Origin of the sequence: Oribacterium sp. HCP3S3_B9, from assembly GCF_052064255.1 — a bacterium.
Lineage (GTDB): Bacteria > Bacillota > Clostridia > Lachnospirales > Lachnospiraceae > Oribacterium.
Genome location: NZ_JBQHVY010000020.1, coordinates 40,102 through 55,811 on the forward strand (window position 1 = coordinate 40,102; position 15,710 = coordinate 55,811).

Sequence of the window (15,710 nt, forward strand, 5' to 3'; positions counted from 1 at the left end):
TCACATCGCCTGTTTTAAAATGAATCATCTTCTGCCTGCGGCCAATGCTTCTGCCTTTTCATCATCGCCAGACGATCTTAAACCGCGCCCGCGGAGTGATGATGCTTCGCCTTATGCATTGACATAGCACCGCTCATTCGGCGTCTTCGTCAGTTCGATGGCCTGATGCTTGATTTCAGCGATATCGATCTTCCCAGACGCGGTCATCGGAAATTCATGAAAGCTAAGCACAAACTTCGGAACTTTATAGGACGCAATACGTGGCTTCAGGAAGGCATAAAAGCTTTCCATATTCAGTATATTTCCGTTTTTCGGAATCACGCAGGCGGCCACTTCTTCCTGACGGAATTTCGATGGCACACCAACGACCTTTACGTTCTCTACCATACCGGAACGTAAAATCACTTCTTCGATTTCCATCGGCGAAATATTTTCACCACCACGAATGATCATATCTTTCAGGCGACCGGTGATACACAGCTCCTCTTCATCATTGAAATAGCCGATATCTCCCGAGCGGAACCACCCATCAGCGGTAAACGCTTCCGCGGTTTTATCCGGACGCTTATAGTATTCCTTCATGACATTGAAGCCACGGAACTGGATCTCGCCACGCTGGTTCGGTCCCAGAACTTTTCCGGATTCCGGATCAACGATTCGTCCTTCTACATCCTCCATAAGTCGTCCGACGGTCACCGCCTTCTTTTCAATCGGGTCATCCCATCCGGCGAACGATACCGCAGCTGACATCTCCGTCATACCAAACGAAGGCTGCAAATGCATATTCGAAAAACGTGCACTGATTTCTTCATACTCATCCGGTGGCAGCGGCGATCCTCCAACGACACCAGACTTCAGACTCTCTCCGTTCAGATCAGCATATTCACTCTTATGAATCAGTGCCAGATACATACTCGGTACACCGATCATAATGGTACAGTGATACTCTGTAATCGCTCTCCATACGGTCGCTGTACGGAAATACGGAAGCAGATGCATCGTAAAGCCGGTGGTTACACAGCCGACAAGTGCCGTGATCAGGCCGAAGCAGTGGAACATCGGAGCCGAAACACACATCTTATCTTCTTCTGTCCAGCGCATATAATGCTTCGTATGCAGTGCATCGTTGATGACGCTATAGTGTGTCAGCACGACGCCCTTCGGCATTTCGGTGGTTCCGGATGTAAAAATGATAAACACAGGATCCTGTGTATCTACCTGCTTTTCTGCATCCCGCACCTGCTGGATCGTCTCCGCACTCTTCTCGTTCTCCGAAAAGCTGTCGAGCGACATCCAGATGCCGCCTTCCTTTTCGTCAATATGATAAAAGTGTTTCACTGACGGTGTACGGCGCTTAATGTCCGGGATCAGGTCATCATATACTGTATCCTTACAGCCACTACCATAAAACAGGAGTTCAACATCGGACTGGTGAAGAATACTGCTCATCTCTTCTACACGATAATAGGTATTATATGTGCAGACCACCGCACCGATTTTTGCAAGTGCAAGCGCCGTGAACACGAAGCTAGGGGTATTCACACTCCAGATACCGATGTGCTGTCCCTTTTTCACACCATACTGATTCATCAAGCGTCCGGCATAGGCATCTGTAATTTCATCGAGTTCACGAAACGTACAGGTCCATTCTGCCTGCTCGAGTGCAATATGATCCGGATATTTCTCCGCCATCGTTCTCAGACAGTCTGCGATTGTCCGATTCACCAGTTCCATGTAACATCCTCCTTGAATCAACTTTTACCCTATCAAAGTTATTCATCTTGTTGAGTTGTATACAAGTCTACATCCTTGATATAAATATATCAAGCAGAAACTAAATGAATTTTGGACAAAATGCTGCCGTCCGCCAGTACAGTGTTCCTCCCGCATCCGGCTTCGTATTCTTCGCAGGTCGAGAAGCATCATCGGCGCCCACCGCACGCACGAGGAGGTTTGTGTGCGTGAACCCTGCCCAGCGTGCGAGCTCCATCGCCTCCTCGAAGCCGCCGTCGAGCAGCTCCTTCTGATGCGCATCCGCGGAGATCAGGATCTCTCCGCCGAGCGCATGGAGATGCCGAAGCAGCTCCGGTCGTGGATACAGTTCCCTCTTCCGCCCGCGGTTCACTGCGCCGCAGTTGATTTCAAACGGCAGCCCGTACGGCACGAGCGCCTCCATGGCTCGCCGCGCCGGCAGAAGGTAACGCTCACTCATCTCATCGAGGAAGTGGCCACCATCTGCGCGCGAGAGATCATTGAAGCGCGTGATCAGATCGAAGTGCCCGATAAACGTCGGGTGCAGCCGTGTCGCCACCATCGCCTCGAAGCGGTAGTAGTCCGCGGACAGGGCGTAGAAGTCGCCGCCATAGTACTGCCTGCACTGGTCATGGAGCATGCCAATGTCTCCATCCACGCCGATCAGATCCCAGTTTTCGGAGCCCTCACGGTGCGTCCCGAAGGCAGCCGGTGTCGACCACACAGAAGAGCCCGGCACCGGCACGAAATGCGTCGAGCCGATGGTGTATTCCGCACCGAAAGCTTCACCCGCAGAAGTCCCCAGGGCGTCGGGCAGCGCCCCCGCGCTGTCGGGCACCTCCGCACCGGTCACACAGGACGGGTCGTAGACATTGTCCAGCTCCGCACCTCGGAGGATATCGATTCGGTCGCGGTACGCCACCTGCAGACGGCAGATTTCCTGTGCGTAGGCCGCGTAGTCCATCGAGACGCCCGGGTCCATATGCCCGCTGAAGCCGAGATGCGTGAATCCCTTTCGAAGCGCCTCCTGCACCACGGCCTCCGCCGCGTCGGAGCCATCACAGAAGGTGGTATGCGTATGATAATTTGCTTTTAAGTTTCCCATGAGAACTCCTGTCACATCTCAAATGCCGTATCCGAAGCGAAGAAAATGTTGTTCTGCGGCACGAATAGACTGATCTCGTCGTCGCACTGCATGAGAAAGGTGTATGCGAACACCTTCTGAAAATTCTTCCGCTCACGGCGCATCTGAATCGAGTGGAGGCCACGAAGCGCCGTCACCATATTGGCGGCGTAGAGGCCACCATCCGTGAGGCACTGGTGGAACAGCTGCGCCGACGCCTGCATGGATGCGCTCGACTTATAGCCGATATATGCATCGTTCAGGATGGCGTCGTAGCGGAGTGAATCTTCCTCCGCAGCGGTATGAGCCTCGCGGTCGCCTGCATTGGCCACCCTCACAGACGCATCCGTAGCGGCAAAGGTTGCGGACAGTTTTTCCAGATATCGGTGGCCGTCGCCGACGATGACGCGGAGTCGGTCCGAATACTGTGCCTCCAGCGCGCGCAGACCGAAATAATCCCGCGCGACCTCGACGATCGTCGGGCTAAGCTCCACCACGTCGATCGACTTCTCCGGATACTGCTTCAGAAAAAACCGAGGGTAGGCAAAGCCGCCGCCCCCGATCAGCAGTACCCGCTGCGCCGACGGATGCAGGCGGAACGCCCACTCGAACTCGCGCATATACTCGAACGCGAGCTCATCCGGACGCAGCGGATCCAGGTACTGCGCCGACTGCATCGCCCCATCGACGAGCAGCAGCCGCATGTGTTCCTCGTTGTAGAGCCCCTCACAGACCTCGATCGACTGCCCGAGCGGGTCCCGCGTTTTATAAACTGTTTTCTTTTCCTTGATAAACTCTTCCATGTACAGCTCTTCGTTCTCCCACAGATTTTGCCCCTTGGTACTCGCCTGGCAGGCATGATACCTGAAAATACCGCAGAACATGCCTACACTCCCGAAATTCACCATCATGAACCGCAGGCACGTTTCCTTCAAAAACCAGGCATCATGCCTGCGTCACCTTCTTCTCCGCCGCGAGTGCTTCCTGAATCCGCTTATAATGCAGGAATTCATCCGCCTCGTGCAGCGCGCGGATCTCGTCCATCGTCGCCATGCGGAAGTCGATGGCCTCCGACTGCTCGATCGTCACGTCCGCTTCCGCGAACTCCAGCTTCACGTGATAGATATCGACGAAATAGTTGTCGCCGCGCTTCAGGTCCTCGTTGCGGTACCCGTAGATCGGCGTCCGCATCACCGCCGGCACCGCTGAAATATCGAGTCCGGTCTCCTCGCGCACCTCGCGCGTCACCGCGGTGAAGCTGTCCTCGCCTGCCAGCGCCCCGCCACCGGAAATCTCCCAGGCCCCCGCCGCCCACTTCTTCGTGCGCGCACGCTGCGTGATGAGAAAACGCCCGTCCGACGGCCGCTCGATCAGCGCCAGCACGTAGAGCATGAACTCGCCCGCCTGCAGGAAGCTGCTACGCGGCACGACACGGCCCGTCCGGCGCTTCTCGCTGTCATATATATCCATTCGCTCGTCTTTTGAATCCATCTCTTCTTCCCCACATCTCATGTTCTTCGGCCAATGCCTCTGGCGTCAGCTCTTCACTTCCCGAGCGGCTTATCTTTCGACCGGTTCTCCGCCCATTCTTTATATAAAGAATCATCGAAACAGCTGTCATTCCCGCGGTGGCACGCCGGGCCATCCTTCCGGACCTGCACGAGAATCGCGTCACGGTCACAGTCCGCTTCCATCGTCACGATGTGCTGGTAGTTTCCGCTCGTCGCGCCCTTCAGCCAGAGCTCCTGCCGCGAGCGGGACCAGAAACAGGTAAGCCCCTTCTCCAGCGTGATGCCCAGCGACTCCCGGTTCATGTACGCCAGCGTCAGCACGCGCTTTGTCTCGACATCCTGCACGATGCACGGCACCAGCCCCTTCTCGTCAAACTTCACCTTCTCAATATCAAATGTTTCGACTGCCATTCCTGCCCTCTCCTCATCTGTGATACGCTGTCAACATTGTACTATAGAACGTAAAAAATGGAAGCAACACTCTGAATGTACACTTCAAAATGTGCCCCCATCTTTACTGTGAATCAACGTCTGACCGGGATGCCTTCCGCCTGGAGTCTCGCCTTCAGGTCTTCGATTTTCACCTCACCGAAGTGGAAGATCGAGGCGGCGAGGCCGGCAGAGATGTCCGGAATCTCGTGAAACAGTGTCACGAAATCCTCGATGGAGCCGGCACCGCCGGATGCGATGACCGGCACCTTCACGAGCTGATTCACCGCCGCGAGCATCTCGAGGTCGAAGCCCTGCTTCACCCCGTCGGTGTCGATCGAGTTCAGCACGACCTCACCCGCACCACGTTTCACGCCATCCCGGATCCACTCGAGTGCATCCATGCCAGTATCGATGCGGCCGCCGTTCAGGAAGACATGATAGCTTCCGTCCACGCGCTTCGCATCCACCGAGAGCACCACGCACTGATTGCCGTACTTCTCGGCCGCTGCGTTGATGAGATCCGGATTCCTGATCGCGCCCGAATTCACTGACACCTTATCGGCACCGCACTTCAGCACGCGATCGAAATCATCGACCGTGTTGATGCCGCCACCGACGGTGAGCGGGATAAAAATCTGCCGCGCGACCTCGGTCAGGATGTCCGTGAAGAGCTTCCGCCCCTCGAAGCTCGCGGTGATGTCATAAAACACGAGCTCATCCGCGCCCGCATCACTGTAGTATTTCCCGAGCTCCACCGGGCTGCTCACATCGCGCAGTCCCTCGAAATTGACGCCCTTCACCACGCGCCCGTCGCGCACATCCAGGCACGGAATAATTCGTTTCGTAATCATCTCTGTTACCTCATCATCTGCCTTCGGCCAATGCACTTTCACAGGCACCGTCCGCTGCGTTCTGTCAGCAAGACTTCACCGATCTCCCGATGTCGCCTGCCAAAGCATCCCTACTGCCCGACACATCATCCGCGTGCGACGTCCAGCGCATCCTTCAGCTTGATGGCGCCGTTGTACATCGCCTTGCCGAGAATCGCGCCATAGAGCCCCATGTCGCGGAGTGCCCGGATGTCCTCGAGCGTCGACACGCCGCCGGACGCGGTGATGTCGATGCCGTCAAGCCGGCTCAGGCGCTCATACAACGGCAGATTCGTGCCCTTCATCGCGCCGTCCTTCGAGATATCCGTGACGATCGCGGTCTTCACACCGAGGCTTCGCAGCTTCCACAGGAAGTCGAACATATCGACATCGAGGACCTCGACCCAGCCCTTGACGGCCACCCGGCCATCCTTCGCATCGACGCCCACGGCGATCCGCTCGCCCCAGCGCCCCACCGCATCCCGCAGGAAATCCTCATCCGTCACGGCCTTCGTGCCGAGGATGACCCGCGCGACACCGGCATTCAGATAGCGCTCGATCATCTCGAGACTGCGGATCCCACCGCCGATCTCCACCTGGAGCTTCGTCTCATTGCAGATTGCCGCCACCACATCGAAGTTCGGCGTCGTGCCGTCCTTCGCGCCCTCGAGGTCCACGAGATGCAGCCAGCGTCCGCCGTCCGCCTCGATGCCCCGGGCTGTCGCCACCGGGTCCTCGCTATACACTGTCATCTTCTGGTAGTCGCCCTTCAGAAGCCGTACTACCTTATGGTCATATAAATCAATCGCTGGAAACAGCAGCATAGTTCCTCCTCACAGTGCAGCAAACGCCTTCAGGATCTTCAGGCCGACAGCCCCGCTCTTCTCCGGGTGAAACTGCGTGCCATAGACATTGCCCTTCTGAACTGCGGCGGTCAGCGGCACACCGTACTCCGCGGTCGCCGTCAGATGCGCGTCACAGTCGAAGGCTGCGAAGCTGTGCACGAAGTACACACAGTCGCCCTCCGTGAGATCGCGGAAGAGCGGGCAGTCATCCACGAAGTGCAACGCATTCCAGCCCATGTGCGGGATGTCGAGATGCGCCGGGATCACACCCTCGATCGGACGCACCTCACCCGGAATCAGCCCGAGGCCCTCATGCTCCCCATACTCGAGGGAGCGGTCGAACAGCAGCTGCATACCGAGACAGATCCCGAGAAACGGCTTCCCCGTCGCCGCCTGCGCCTTCACGAAATCGAAGAGCCCGCAGTCGCGCAGCTTCTGCACGGCGTCACCGAACGCACCGACCCCCGGCAGGATCACATGATCCGCCTGCCGGATGACCTCCTGATCCGCCGTCACCACCACCTCCTCGCCGATCGCTCTGAGAGAGCTCTGCAGCGAGAAGAGATTTCCCACGCCATATTCGATGATTGCAATCATAGTCGTCCTTTCAATCTGATTTTCCCAATCGGTTTTTCTGGTACTTCCTTTTTCGCAATACTGCATATTATAGAATGAATGACATTATGTAATTTCAAGTTTTACGCAATACATGCCTTTTGAAAAATTCGACATTACCTCTATCGTTAAATTCTTACACATATGCAAAATATTTAAGGATATAGCTAATGTCATTATTTTTAAACAAGCTCTATTGCGTCAAATATAATGTCAATATTTCTTTAGAACCTTTATTGCGTCAAACCAGGTAATGTCGAAATTTTTAAAAGTACCTTATTGTGTCAAATTTCAAAATAGATAATGTCATCTCATCTATTTAATGCTGTTTTGCGAAAAATCTGCAGGATTGGAGCAGAACCTGCCTGAATCCCGGTCTGCCTTATGAAAAATCCGACTCAATCCCGGTCTTCTTTCCCGAAGCGGATGTCCACAGCACGGGCGTGGGCGGTGAGCCCTTCCTTATTCGCGAACATGGAGATCTTATCGTAGTCCTGTTCGAGGGCGTCCTTCGTGTAGTAGCTGTACTGCATCTTCTTCACGAAGTCGTCGACACCGAGCGGGCTGTAGAAGCGTGCCGTCCCGGAGGTCGGCAGCGTGTGGTTCGGGCCAGCGAAGTAGTCACCGGTTGGCTCGGCATTGTAACGGCCGAGGAAGACGGAGCCGGCGTTCTTGATGAGCGGCAGGTAGTCAAACGGCTGGTCTACGCACACCTCCATGTGCTCCGGAGCGATGCGGTTCGCCGCGTCGATACCCTCACGGAGGTCATGGGCGACGATGATCTTTCCGTTGTGATCGATGGACGCCCGCGCGATCTCCTCCCGCTTCAGCTGCGCGAGCTGTACTTCGAGTTCCTGCTGCACCGCCTCGGCGAGCGCCATGGAATCCGTGATGAGCACCGCCGACGCATTCTTATCGTGCTCTGCCTGGCTCAGCAGATCCGCCGCCACGAAGCGCGGATCCGACTTGCCGTCCGCGAGCACCAACACCTCCGACGGACCGGCGATCATATCGATCCCGACCTGTCCGAACACCTGCTTCTTCGCCTCGGCGACGAAGGCATTGCCCGGACCCACGATCTTATCGACGCGTGGAATCGACGCCGTGCCATATGCAAGCGCCGCCACCGCCTGCGCGCCACCGACCTTGAAGATCCGGCCCACGCCTGCGACATGCGCCGCCGCCAGGATGTACGGATTGACCGAACCCTCCTTGTTCGGTGGGGTCACCATGACGATCTCCTCGACGCCCGCGATCTTCGCCGGAATCGCATCCATCAGCACCGTCGACGGATACGCCGCCGTGCCGCCCGGCACATAGAGGCCGACCTTCTCGAGTGGGATCACCCGCTGCCCGAGGATCACGCCCGGCTTGTCCGCCATGATGAAGCTGTTCCGCACCTGTTTACTGTGGAAGGCACGGATATTGGCCGCCGCCTCCTCGAGCACCGCGATGAAGCCCGGCTCCACCTTCGCGAGCGCCGCCTCGATCTCCGCCGTACTCACGAGGAAATCCTCGACGTCGACGTGGTCGAACTCCGCGCTGTACGCCCGCAGCGCCGCATCCCCCTCCGCACGCACGCGCGCGATGATGCCCTTTACGCTATCCTCGACGCTGGAGGTCGGCTCGAAGCGCGCGAAAATCTCCTCGTCTCTGATCTTTCCCATCTCGAAAATCTTAATCATGTCTCTTCTCCTAATGCTCCAGCTTCACGGCGTCTACCTTCTCGCCGCTCGCGACGATCTCCGCGAGACCGTCCCGTAAGCGCATGATCTCGTCATGCTTGAACTGGTAGCTTACCTTATTACAGATGAGGCGCGCACTGATCGGCACGACCTCCGTCAGCACCTCGAGGTCGTTCTCCCGAAGTGTGTTGCCCGTCTCGACGATATCGAAGATGACATCGCTGAGGCCCAGGATCGGCGCGATCTCGATCGAACCGTTCAGCTTGATGATGTCGATGTCGCGACCGATGGACTCGTAGTAGCGGCTCGCCACATGCGCAAACTTCGTCGCGACCCGGAGCGTCCGCTCCTCGTTATCATAGAAATCCTTCGGGCCCGCCACGCACATGCGGCACTTGCCGAAGCCGAGGTCCAGCAGCTCGTACACATCCGGCTCGTACTCGAGGAGGATGTCCGCACCGCAGACGCCGATGTCTGCCGCGCCACGCTCGACGTAGATCTCGACATCCGACGGCTTCACCCAGAAGTAGCGGATGCCCTTCTCCGGATTCTCGAAGGTGAGCTTCCGGTTCTTCTCGAGGATCGCCGGACAGTCGAAGCCGGCCTTCGCCATCATCGAGTAAGTCTTATCGCCGAGGCGGCCTTTCGCCAGTGCTACATTGATCATTTTAAGCCGCTCCCTTCTCCGATGTGGTTTTTCATTTCACCGGTCCGCATGGTCGATGCTTCCACGCCCGGCACAGCATCACATGCTGCGCCTAAGACCGCGCCATCCGAAACTGTATCCTCGCGCGTCGCCAGCGCCTCCGCGTCACTGAGGCGCAGTGTCTGCCGCGCGGTGATCTTATGCTCGACGCGCGCCTGCTCCTCTATCCGGAGACTCCGCACCCGGAGGCCGCGCGCACTGAGCGCCCGCATGACCGCCGCCACCCGCGTCGCTTCGTCGCCCGCCGCATAGAGCACGAGCACATCGACGTCGGCATCCCGGCGCTTTGGACTATAGTTTGCGACGGTATCAAGGTCGAGGGCGAAGCCGATCGCGCCGACCTTCTTCCCCATCTTCTCCGGGAGACGATCATAGCGTCCACCCGACAGCACGGTGAATGGGATCTCCTCGACCGCACCCTGGAAGATCAGTCCGTTGTAATAATCCATGGAGTTCACCAGGGAGAAATCGAGATAGACGTACTGGAGCACACCGAAGGCCTCGAGGATATCACAGAGCTTCGCGAGGTGATCTGCCATCTGGGCAGAAGCATTGGAAATCGCAAAGGAGTGAAGCTCGGCAGCCCCCTCCCGGAACGGCCGGTACAGATCCGCGAGCGACTTCAGCGTCCGCGCACTCGCCTCCGTGAGCTTCCCCTCGCGCACCAGCGCATCGAAGCCCGCCGTGTTCTTCATCGAGAAGAGACGCAGCGCCTCCGCGATGGTGCTGTCCGTGAGGCCCATCGTCGCGAACATCTCCTGCAGGAAGGCCGCATCCGACACGCGGATCACGAAGCGCTCCCCGATCAGCTTCAGCGACTCCGCCGCGAGCGCGATCACCTCGGCCTCCGAATACGCGTCGATCCGTCCGATGCACTCGATGCCCGACTGCAGGATCTCGCGGTAGTGACTGTCCTTCGGACGGTAGACCGTCTCGTTGTAGTAGACCTTTTCCTCCCCGCCGAGGTTCGACTTGATGATGCTGAGCGTCACATCCGGCTTCAGCGCCAGCAACGAACCATCGAGGTCCGTGAAGGTGATCAGCTGACTGGACTTCAGAAAATCCCGGTTGTCCGCGTAGAGATCATAAGGCTCAAATTTCGTCATCTTGAACTTCCGGTAGCCGAAGCGCTCGTAAAGCTCATTCAGTTTCTGTTCCGTCATCATGTTCATCCTTCCTGCACCGCACCCATGCATCCCCTGTGCAGTTGTATCGTGTGGCCAATGCCTCGCCCGCTGCGTAGTCATCGCCCAATGCGGGCTGTCCGCCAACACACATCACTCCCCGGTCGGGCTCGCGAGTACGCCCTTCGTACTCGGGATATCGTTTGCGAAGCGCGTGTCGATCTCGACCGCCTCCCGCAGCACATGCGCGAGTCCCTTGAAGCAGCCCTCCGCGATGTGATGGCTGTTCTCGCCCGCGAGCTCTCGAATATGCAGTGTGATACCGGCGTTCAGCGCGAAGGCCTGGAAGAACTCCACCACGAGCTCCGTATCGAAGCTGCCGATCTTCTCCGTCTTAAACGGAATTTCACCATAGAAGCCGCCACGGCCGCTGATGTCCACCGCCACGAGGATGAGCGCCTCATCCATCGGCAGCGTCATGCTCGCATAGCGCCGAATCCCCTTCCGGTCACCGAGCGCCTCCGACATCGCCTGCCCGAGCGTGATGCCGATATCCTCCACACTATGATGATCGTCGACCCAGGTATCCCCCTCGCAGGTGAGATTCATCTGAATCCCCGAGTGCCGGCTGAACAGCGTCATCATATGATCGAAGAAACCGATCCCCGTCTTGATCTCCGACTCCTTGCCATCCCCATCGAGGTCCAGCCACAGCTGCACATCCGTCTCATTCGTCACCCGATTGATCTCTGCTACTCTCATATCTACTCCCTGAATCTCATCTTAAGAATTTCGTAATGGGGTCAGACCTCATTAAATTTTCTTAATAGGGTCAGACCCCATTAAATTTTTATAAACTCAGAACGTGAGGATGTCCCGCACGGTCTCGATAAACTGCGCCATCTCCTCCTCGGAGCCGATGCTGATGCGGTTGAAATTCGTGATCTTCGGATCATCGAAGTGGCGCACCAGCACGCCGTTATCCTTCAGGCGGAGATAGAGCTCCTTACCGGAGATCGCCGGGCTCTCTGCGAAGAGGAAATTCGTCTGGCTGTCCAGCACATGGAAGCCAAGCTTCTCCAGCTCTGTCCGCGTCCATGCACGATTCGCACGGATCTTCGCACAGTTCGCCTCGAAGTAGGCCGTATCCCGGAGCGCCTCCACCGCACACTTCATCGAGATGCGGTTCACGTTGTACGGGTTGTTCGAGTTCCGGAGCGTCTCCATGTCCTGAATCAGTGCCGCATCACCGATCGCGAAGCCGACTCGAGCCCCCGCCATGCTGCGGGACTTCGAAAAGGTCTGCGTCACGAGCAGGTTCTTATACTTCTTTGTGAGCGGTACCGCACTGATCGCCTGGTCCGCGAAATCCACATAGGCCTCGTCGATCATCACGACGTGGTCTGCATTGGCCTCACAGAGCTCTGCGATCGCGTCGAGCGAAATCGGAATCCCGGTCGGTGCGTTCGGGTTCGGGATCACGATGTTTTTCCCGATGCCTGCATGACCCCCGTCCGGCGTCTCCGGCCCGAGATAATCCGCGAGGTCGATCTTGAAATCCGCCCGCAGCGGCTTCACCTCCGTCGTCACCTGATTCAGCTGCGCGATCACCTTATAGAAGCTGTAGGTGATGTCCGGAAATGCGAAGCCGTCCTCGCCGAAGGCCATGAACGCGTAGTTCAGACACTCATCCGAGCCGTTGCCAATGAATACATCAGACACGTCCACCTGGAAGCTTTCGCTGAGCTGTGCCTTCAGCGGCTTCAGCTCCGGGTCCGAGTAGAGCCGGAGGTCCATCGCCTCGGAGGCATTGACCGCCGCGATCACCCCCGGCGCCGGCGGAAACGGCGACTCGTTCGTGTTTAACTTGATGTACTTCTTATCCTGTGGCTGCTCGCCCGGCGTGTACGGCGTCAGCGTACGGTATGCACTGCTTAAAAATCTGGACATCTCGAACCTCCCGATGGTTTTCTATAAGTATACAACATGGCCCAAAATCCCGATATAACAATTGATGATAGGAGTTGTTACTATGCTTTATTATAGTAGCATGGTAAAGTGCCATAGTGAGATGATATAAAACGAAGCTACACATGTCAAGAAAAAAATGAGGACCGGCGTTCCCTCCGGCCCTGAACTTTATGGGGTCTGACCCCCTTACGATCGCCTTAAGACTTTCGTAATGATTTCTTAATGGGGTCAGACCCCATTAAATTTTTATAAACTCAGCTCACTTCGTCGCCTGCGCTGCCTTCAGCAGCTCCATCTTCATCTGGTAGTACGCCGGGCTCATGTCGAGGTAGTGCGTGTGCGGATTCTCGAGTCGCTGCTCCTCCGGCCAGATCTCCCGCTCGAGCTGCTGCTTCACGTAGCTCCGCACCTGCTCGATGGATGGAGACGGCTTCGTCCGCCGTCCGTCGACCATGACGGTCTCCTGCAGCTCACGCACCGTGCAGTCCGTGAAGGCCATCGACTTCCACGGCTTCTCCGGATCCACATACGGGATCGGCTGCGATGGATCCGGCACCTCGTCCGCCATCGTGATCAGGTCCGCGACCGCGTAGCCATCTGGATTATAGACACGCCATACGCGCTTCTGCCCCGGATTCGTGATCTTCTCGAAGGTCTCGGACACCTTGATCTTCGGTAAGCAGACCTTATCCCTGTTCACCGCCACCAGCTTATACACCGCGCCGAACACCGGATCGCTCTTCGCTGTGATCAGCCGCTCGCCGACACCGAAGGAATCGATGCACGCGCCCTGCTCGAGCAGCGAGTGGATCGTAAACTCATCGAGGCTGTTCGACGCCACGATGATGCAGTCCTCGAGCCCCGCTGCGTCGAGCATCTTCCGCGCCTTCTTCGACAGATACGCGAGGTCACCGGAATCGAGCCGGATGCCCTTCAGCCGCTTCCCCATCGGCATCAGCACCTCCTTCGCCACGCGAATCGCATTCGGCACACCGGACGCCAGCACATCGTAGGTGTCGACGAGCAGCACCGAATTATCCGGATAGATCTCCGCGAAGTGCTTAAACGCCGTGTACTCGTCATCGTGGTACATCACCCAGCTGTGCGCCATCGTCCCGCTCACCGGGATGCCGAACATCTCCCCGGCCAGCATCGTCGCCGTACTTGCGGCACCGCCAATGTAGGCGGCCCGGGCACCATACACCGCGGCGTCAACATTGTGCGCCCGACGCGCGCCGAAGTCCGCCACCAGCCGGCCCTCTGCCGAGCGGACGATCCGGTTCGTCTTCGTCGCGATGAGGGACTGGTGATTCACCTGCGCGAGAATCGCTGTCTCCACCAGCTGCGCGTCGATGAGCGGCGCCTCCACCGTGAGGATCGGCTCATTCGGATACATGATGCTGCCCTCCGGCAGCGCCCGCACGGTGCCACGGAAGCGAAAATCCCGCAGCCAGTCGAGGAAATCCTCCGCATAGATATGAAGCGAGCGAAGGTACGCGATGTCCGCATCATCGAAGTGCATCCCCTCGAGGTAGTCCAGCACCTGCTCAAGCCCCGCGAAGATTGCGAAACCCGCACCATCCGGATTCTTCCGGTAGAACACGTCGAAGGTCACCAGGTCCTCTGCCCCCGGATCCTGGAAATAACCATTCGCCATCGTCATCTCATAGAGATCCATCATCATGGAAATATTCCGCTGATCACTCTGATTCATGTCAAATCCTTTCTATCACAGATGCCCTGCTGCTTTCGAGCAACGCGGGATCTTCTGTTCCAGTTCCTTTTCGCGAAGCTTCTCTCTTACTGCACGTTTACCTGGCAGCTCCGCATCACCTCTGGCTCTATAATCCGCTCATGTCGAGATCGACGATCATCTTCCCGATCTTCTCTTCCTTCAGAATATAGAAACTGCCCCGTTTTTACAATAGAATTTCAAATTGATTGCCCCGTTTTTTGCAAATTGTTCATCTTGTAATGCCCCGTTTTTCGAATGGCAAATCTAGAGATCCGCCCCGTTTTGTAAAAAGCCGGAGTGATCATCACCCCGGCTTATAAATATATTGAGGGAGTCCGTCCCATCCTTTCGTCTCATCATCTCACAGTTTTTCACTGATTGCACAGCACCGTTTCTTACAGAAGGCGATCCCATACAGCCGGATACTCTTCCGATCATCATTCAGAAGATACTCCTGATAACGACGGTCCCGAATCTGGTCAAGGGCCTTCTGAGACGCCGCCTTCAACTCGTCAAAGTTCTTCGTATACTTTAGTTCCACGACGATCCCCGCATCCGGATCATCCGTTTCCACGATGATATCTGCAAATCCTTCTCCAGTTTCGACGTTTGACTTCACAAGCCAGTCTGCATTTCCGGTAAGGATCCCGACGAGAAGGTTATGATAGGAGCTTTCCTTTTCTTCCTTTCTTGCTTTCGTATCGAAAACACTGATGGAATTACTGAGTATCCGGTTCAGGTACTGCTCGACACCTTCGGTATCTCCTTCTTCAAAAGCTTTCCAGAATGCAGTCAGGCGCTCTGTGTTACTGAAGATGGATTTCTTAAACCATTCGTTGATTTGAAGTCTGAAGACTTCGCGCACTTCCCGATTCGGAATAATCAGGCGATAAGCGCCGTCCTTCGGTCTTCCAGTTTGTGTTAAGTACCCCGTCGTAAAAAGTACGCTCCAAAGGTTCTCGATGCTCTGATCGATCTCTTCATACGTGAGTTCCAGGCGAAGCTCCTTTTCGATGGCTTCCCCGTTGATCAGACGTTCGATCTCACTCTTCGTTGTTTTATTCGCTTTATCGATAAAGCGCTTCACGAGGTCGTTTCCGCTCGTATTGATCCAGTACGCTTCCGGCCTTGCCTCTCGATCATCCTTCGCGCGGTCCACAAAGTTTACAACATCCCACGGACAGTAAACATCTGCATTTCCGAAGTGATAGCCGTCGTACCACTCCTTCACTGTAAGCGCTCAGTGCTAGCTGAGCGCGCTAACTTACTACCGTGAGATCTTTGGGTTTCCATCCTTGTCTTCGATAGTTGCCTTCGTGTCTATTGCGCAGAGTTTCTTCAT

General features: G+C 56.5%; 15 protein-coding genes. All 15 read right to left on the reverse strand.

Annotation, left to right across the window (positions count from 1 at the left end; genetic code table 11):
- Positions 1 to 111 precede the first annotated feature (111 nt).
- On the reverse strand, positions 112 to 1,734 hold the full coding sequence (locus tag ACTNC3_RS09730) for an AMP-binding protein (RefSeq protein WP_410043382.1): 1,623 nt from the start codon (positions 1,732 to 1,734) through the stop codon (positions 112 to 114).
- A 100-nt stretch (positions 1,735 to 1,834) separates the two neighbouring features.
- Positions 1,835 to 2,857 carry a PHP domain-containing protein gene (locus tag ACTNC3_RS09735; protein ID WP_441227296.1) on the reverse strand — a complete coding sequence of 341 codons (1,023 nt, stop codon included), beginning with the start codon at positions 2,855 to 2,857 and terminating at the stop codon, positions 1,835 to 1,837.
- An 11-nt stretch (positions 2,858 to 2,868) separates the two neighbouring features.
- Positions 2,869 to 3,678 carry a spermidine synthase gene (locus ACTNC3_RS09740; RefSeq protein WP_441227297.1) on the reverse strand — a complete coding sequence of 270 codons (810 nt, stop codon included), beginning with the start codon at positions 3,676 to 3,678 and terminating at the stop codon, positions 2,869 to 2,871.
- 142 nt (positions 3,679 to 3,820) lie between these two features.
- A complete protein-coding gene (locus ACTNC3_RS09745; RefSeq protein ID WP_441227298.1) occupies positions 3,821 to 4,366 on the reverse strand; it encodes an NUDIX hydrolase in 546 nt (181 codons plus the stop codon).
- 53 nt (positions 4,367 to 4,419) lie between these two features.
- Complete coding sequence (gene hisI / locus ACTNC3_RS09750) at positions 4,420 to 4,797, reverse strand: phosphoribosyl-AMP cyclohydrolase (RefSeq protein ID WP_441227299.1); 378 nt, start codon at positions 4,795 to 4,797, stop codon at positions 4,420 to 4,422.
- Between the two features lie 113 nt (positions 4,798 to 4,910).
- On the reverse strand, positions 4,911 to 5,669 hold the full coding sequence (hisF, locus tag ACTNC3_RS09755; protein ID WP_441227300.1) for an imidazole glycerol phosphate synthase subunit HisF: 759 nt from the start codon (positions 5,667 to 5,669) through the stop codon (positions 4,911 to 4,913).
- A gap of 125 nt (positions 5,670 to 5,794) precedes the next feature.
- On the reverse strand, positions 5,795 to 6,511 hold the full coding sequence (gene hisA / locus ACTNC3_RS09760) for a 1-(5-phosphoribosyl)-5-[(5-phosphoribosylamino)methylideneamino]imidazole-4-carboxamide isomerase (RefSeq protein WP_441227301.1): 717 nt from the start codon (positions 6,509 to 6,511) through the stop codon (positions 5,795 to 5,797).
- A 9-nt stretch (positions 6,512 to 6,520) separates the two neighbouring features.
- Positions 6,521 to 7,129 carry an imidazole glycerol phosphate synthase subunit HisH gene (hisH, locus tag ACTNC3_RS09765; RefSeq protein WP_410043375.1) on the reverse strand — a complete coding sequence of 203 codons (609 nt, stop codon included), beginning with the start codon at positions 7,127 to 7,129 and terminating at the stop codon, positions 6,521 to 6,523.
- Positions 7,130 to 7,545: 416 nt separating this feature from the next.
- Positions 7,546 to 8,832, reverse strand: a complete 1,287-nt coding sequence (hisD, locus tag ACTNC3_RS09770; protein WP_441227302.1) for a histidinol dehydrogenase — start codon at positions 8,830 to 8,832, stop codon at positions 7,546 to 7,548.
- A gap of 10 nt (positions 8,833 to 8,842) precedes the next feature.
- Entirely contained in the window at positions 8,843 to 9,499 is a 657-nt protein-coding gene (gene hisG / locus ACTNC3_RS09775) for an ATP phosphoribosyltransferase (protein ID WP_441227303.1), read from the reverse strand.
- On the reverse strand, positions 9,496 to 10,704 hold the full coding sequence (locus ACTNC3_RS09780) for an ATP phosphoribosyltransferase regulatory subunit (protein ID WP_441227304.1): 1,209 nt from the start codon (positions 10,702 to 10,704) through the stop codon (positions 9,496 to 9,498). The genes hisG and ACTNC3_RS09780 overlap by 4 nt, the downstream gene beginning before the upstream one ends.
- A gap of 111 nt (positions 10,705 to 10,815) precedes the next feature.
- Entirely contained in the window at positions 10,816 to 11,424 is a 609-nt protein-coding gene (gene hisB, locus ACTNC3_RS09785) for an imidazoleglycerol-phosphate dehydratase HisB (RefSeq protein WP_410043815.1), read from the reverse strand.
- A 96-nt stretch (positions 11,425 to 11,520) separates the two neighbouring features.
- Complete coding sequence (hisC, locus tag ACTNC3_RS09790) at positions 11,521 to 12,612, reverse strand: histidinol-phosphate transaminase (RefSeq protein ID WP_441227305.1); 1,092 nt, start codon at positions 12,610 to 12,612, stop codon at positions 11,521 to 11,523.
- A gap of 280 nt (positions 12,613 to 12,892) precedes the next feature.
- Positions 12,893 to 14,347 (reverse strand): nicotinate phosphoribosyltransferase, encoded by a 1,455-nt coding sequence (locus ACTNC3_RS09795; protein ID WP_441227306.1) that lies wholly within the window; start codon positions 14,345 to 14,347, stop codon positions 12,893 to 12,895.
- A gap of 382 nt (positions 14,348 to 14,729) precedes the next feature.
- Positions 14,730 to 15,599, reverse strand: a complete 870-nt coding sequence (locus tag ACTNC3_RS09800) for a PD-(D/E)XK nuclease domain-containing protein (RefSeq protein ID WP_441227307.1) — start codon at positions 15,597 to 15,599, stop codon at positions 14,730 to 14,732.
- Between the last annotated feature and the right edge of the window lie 111 nt (positions 15,600 to 15,710).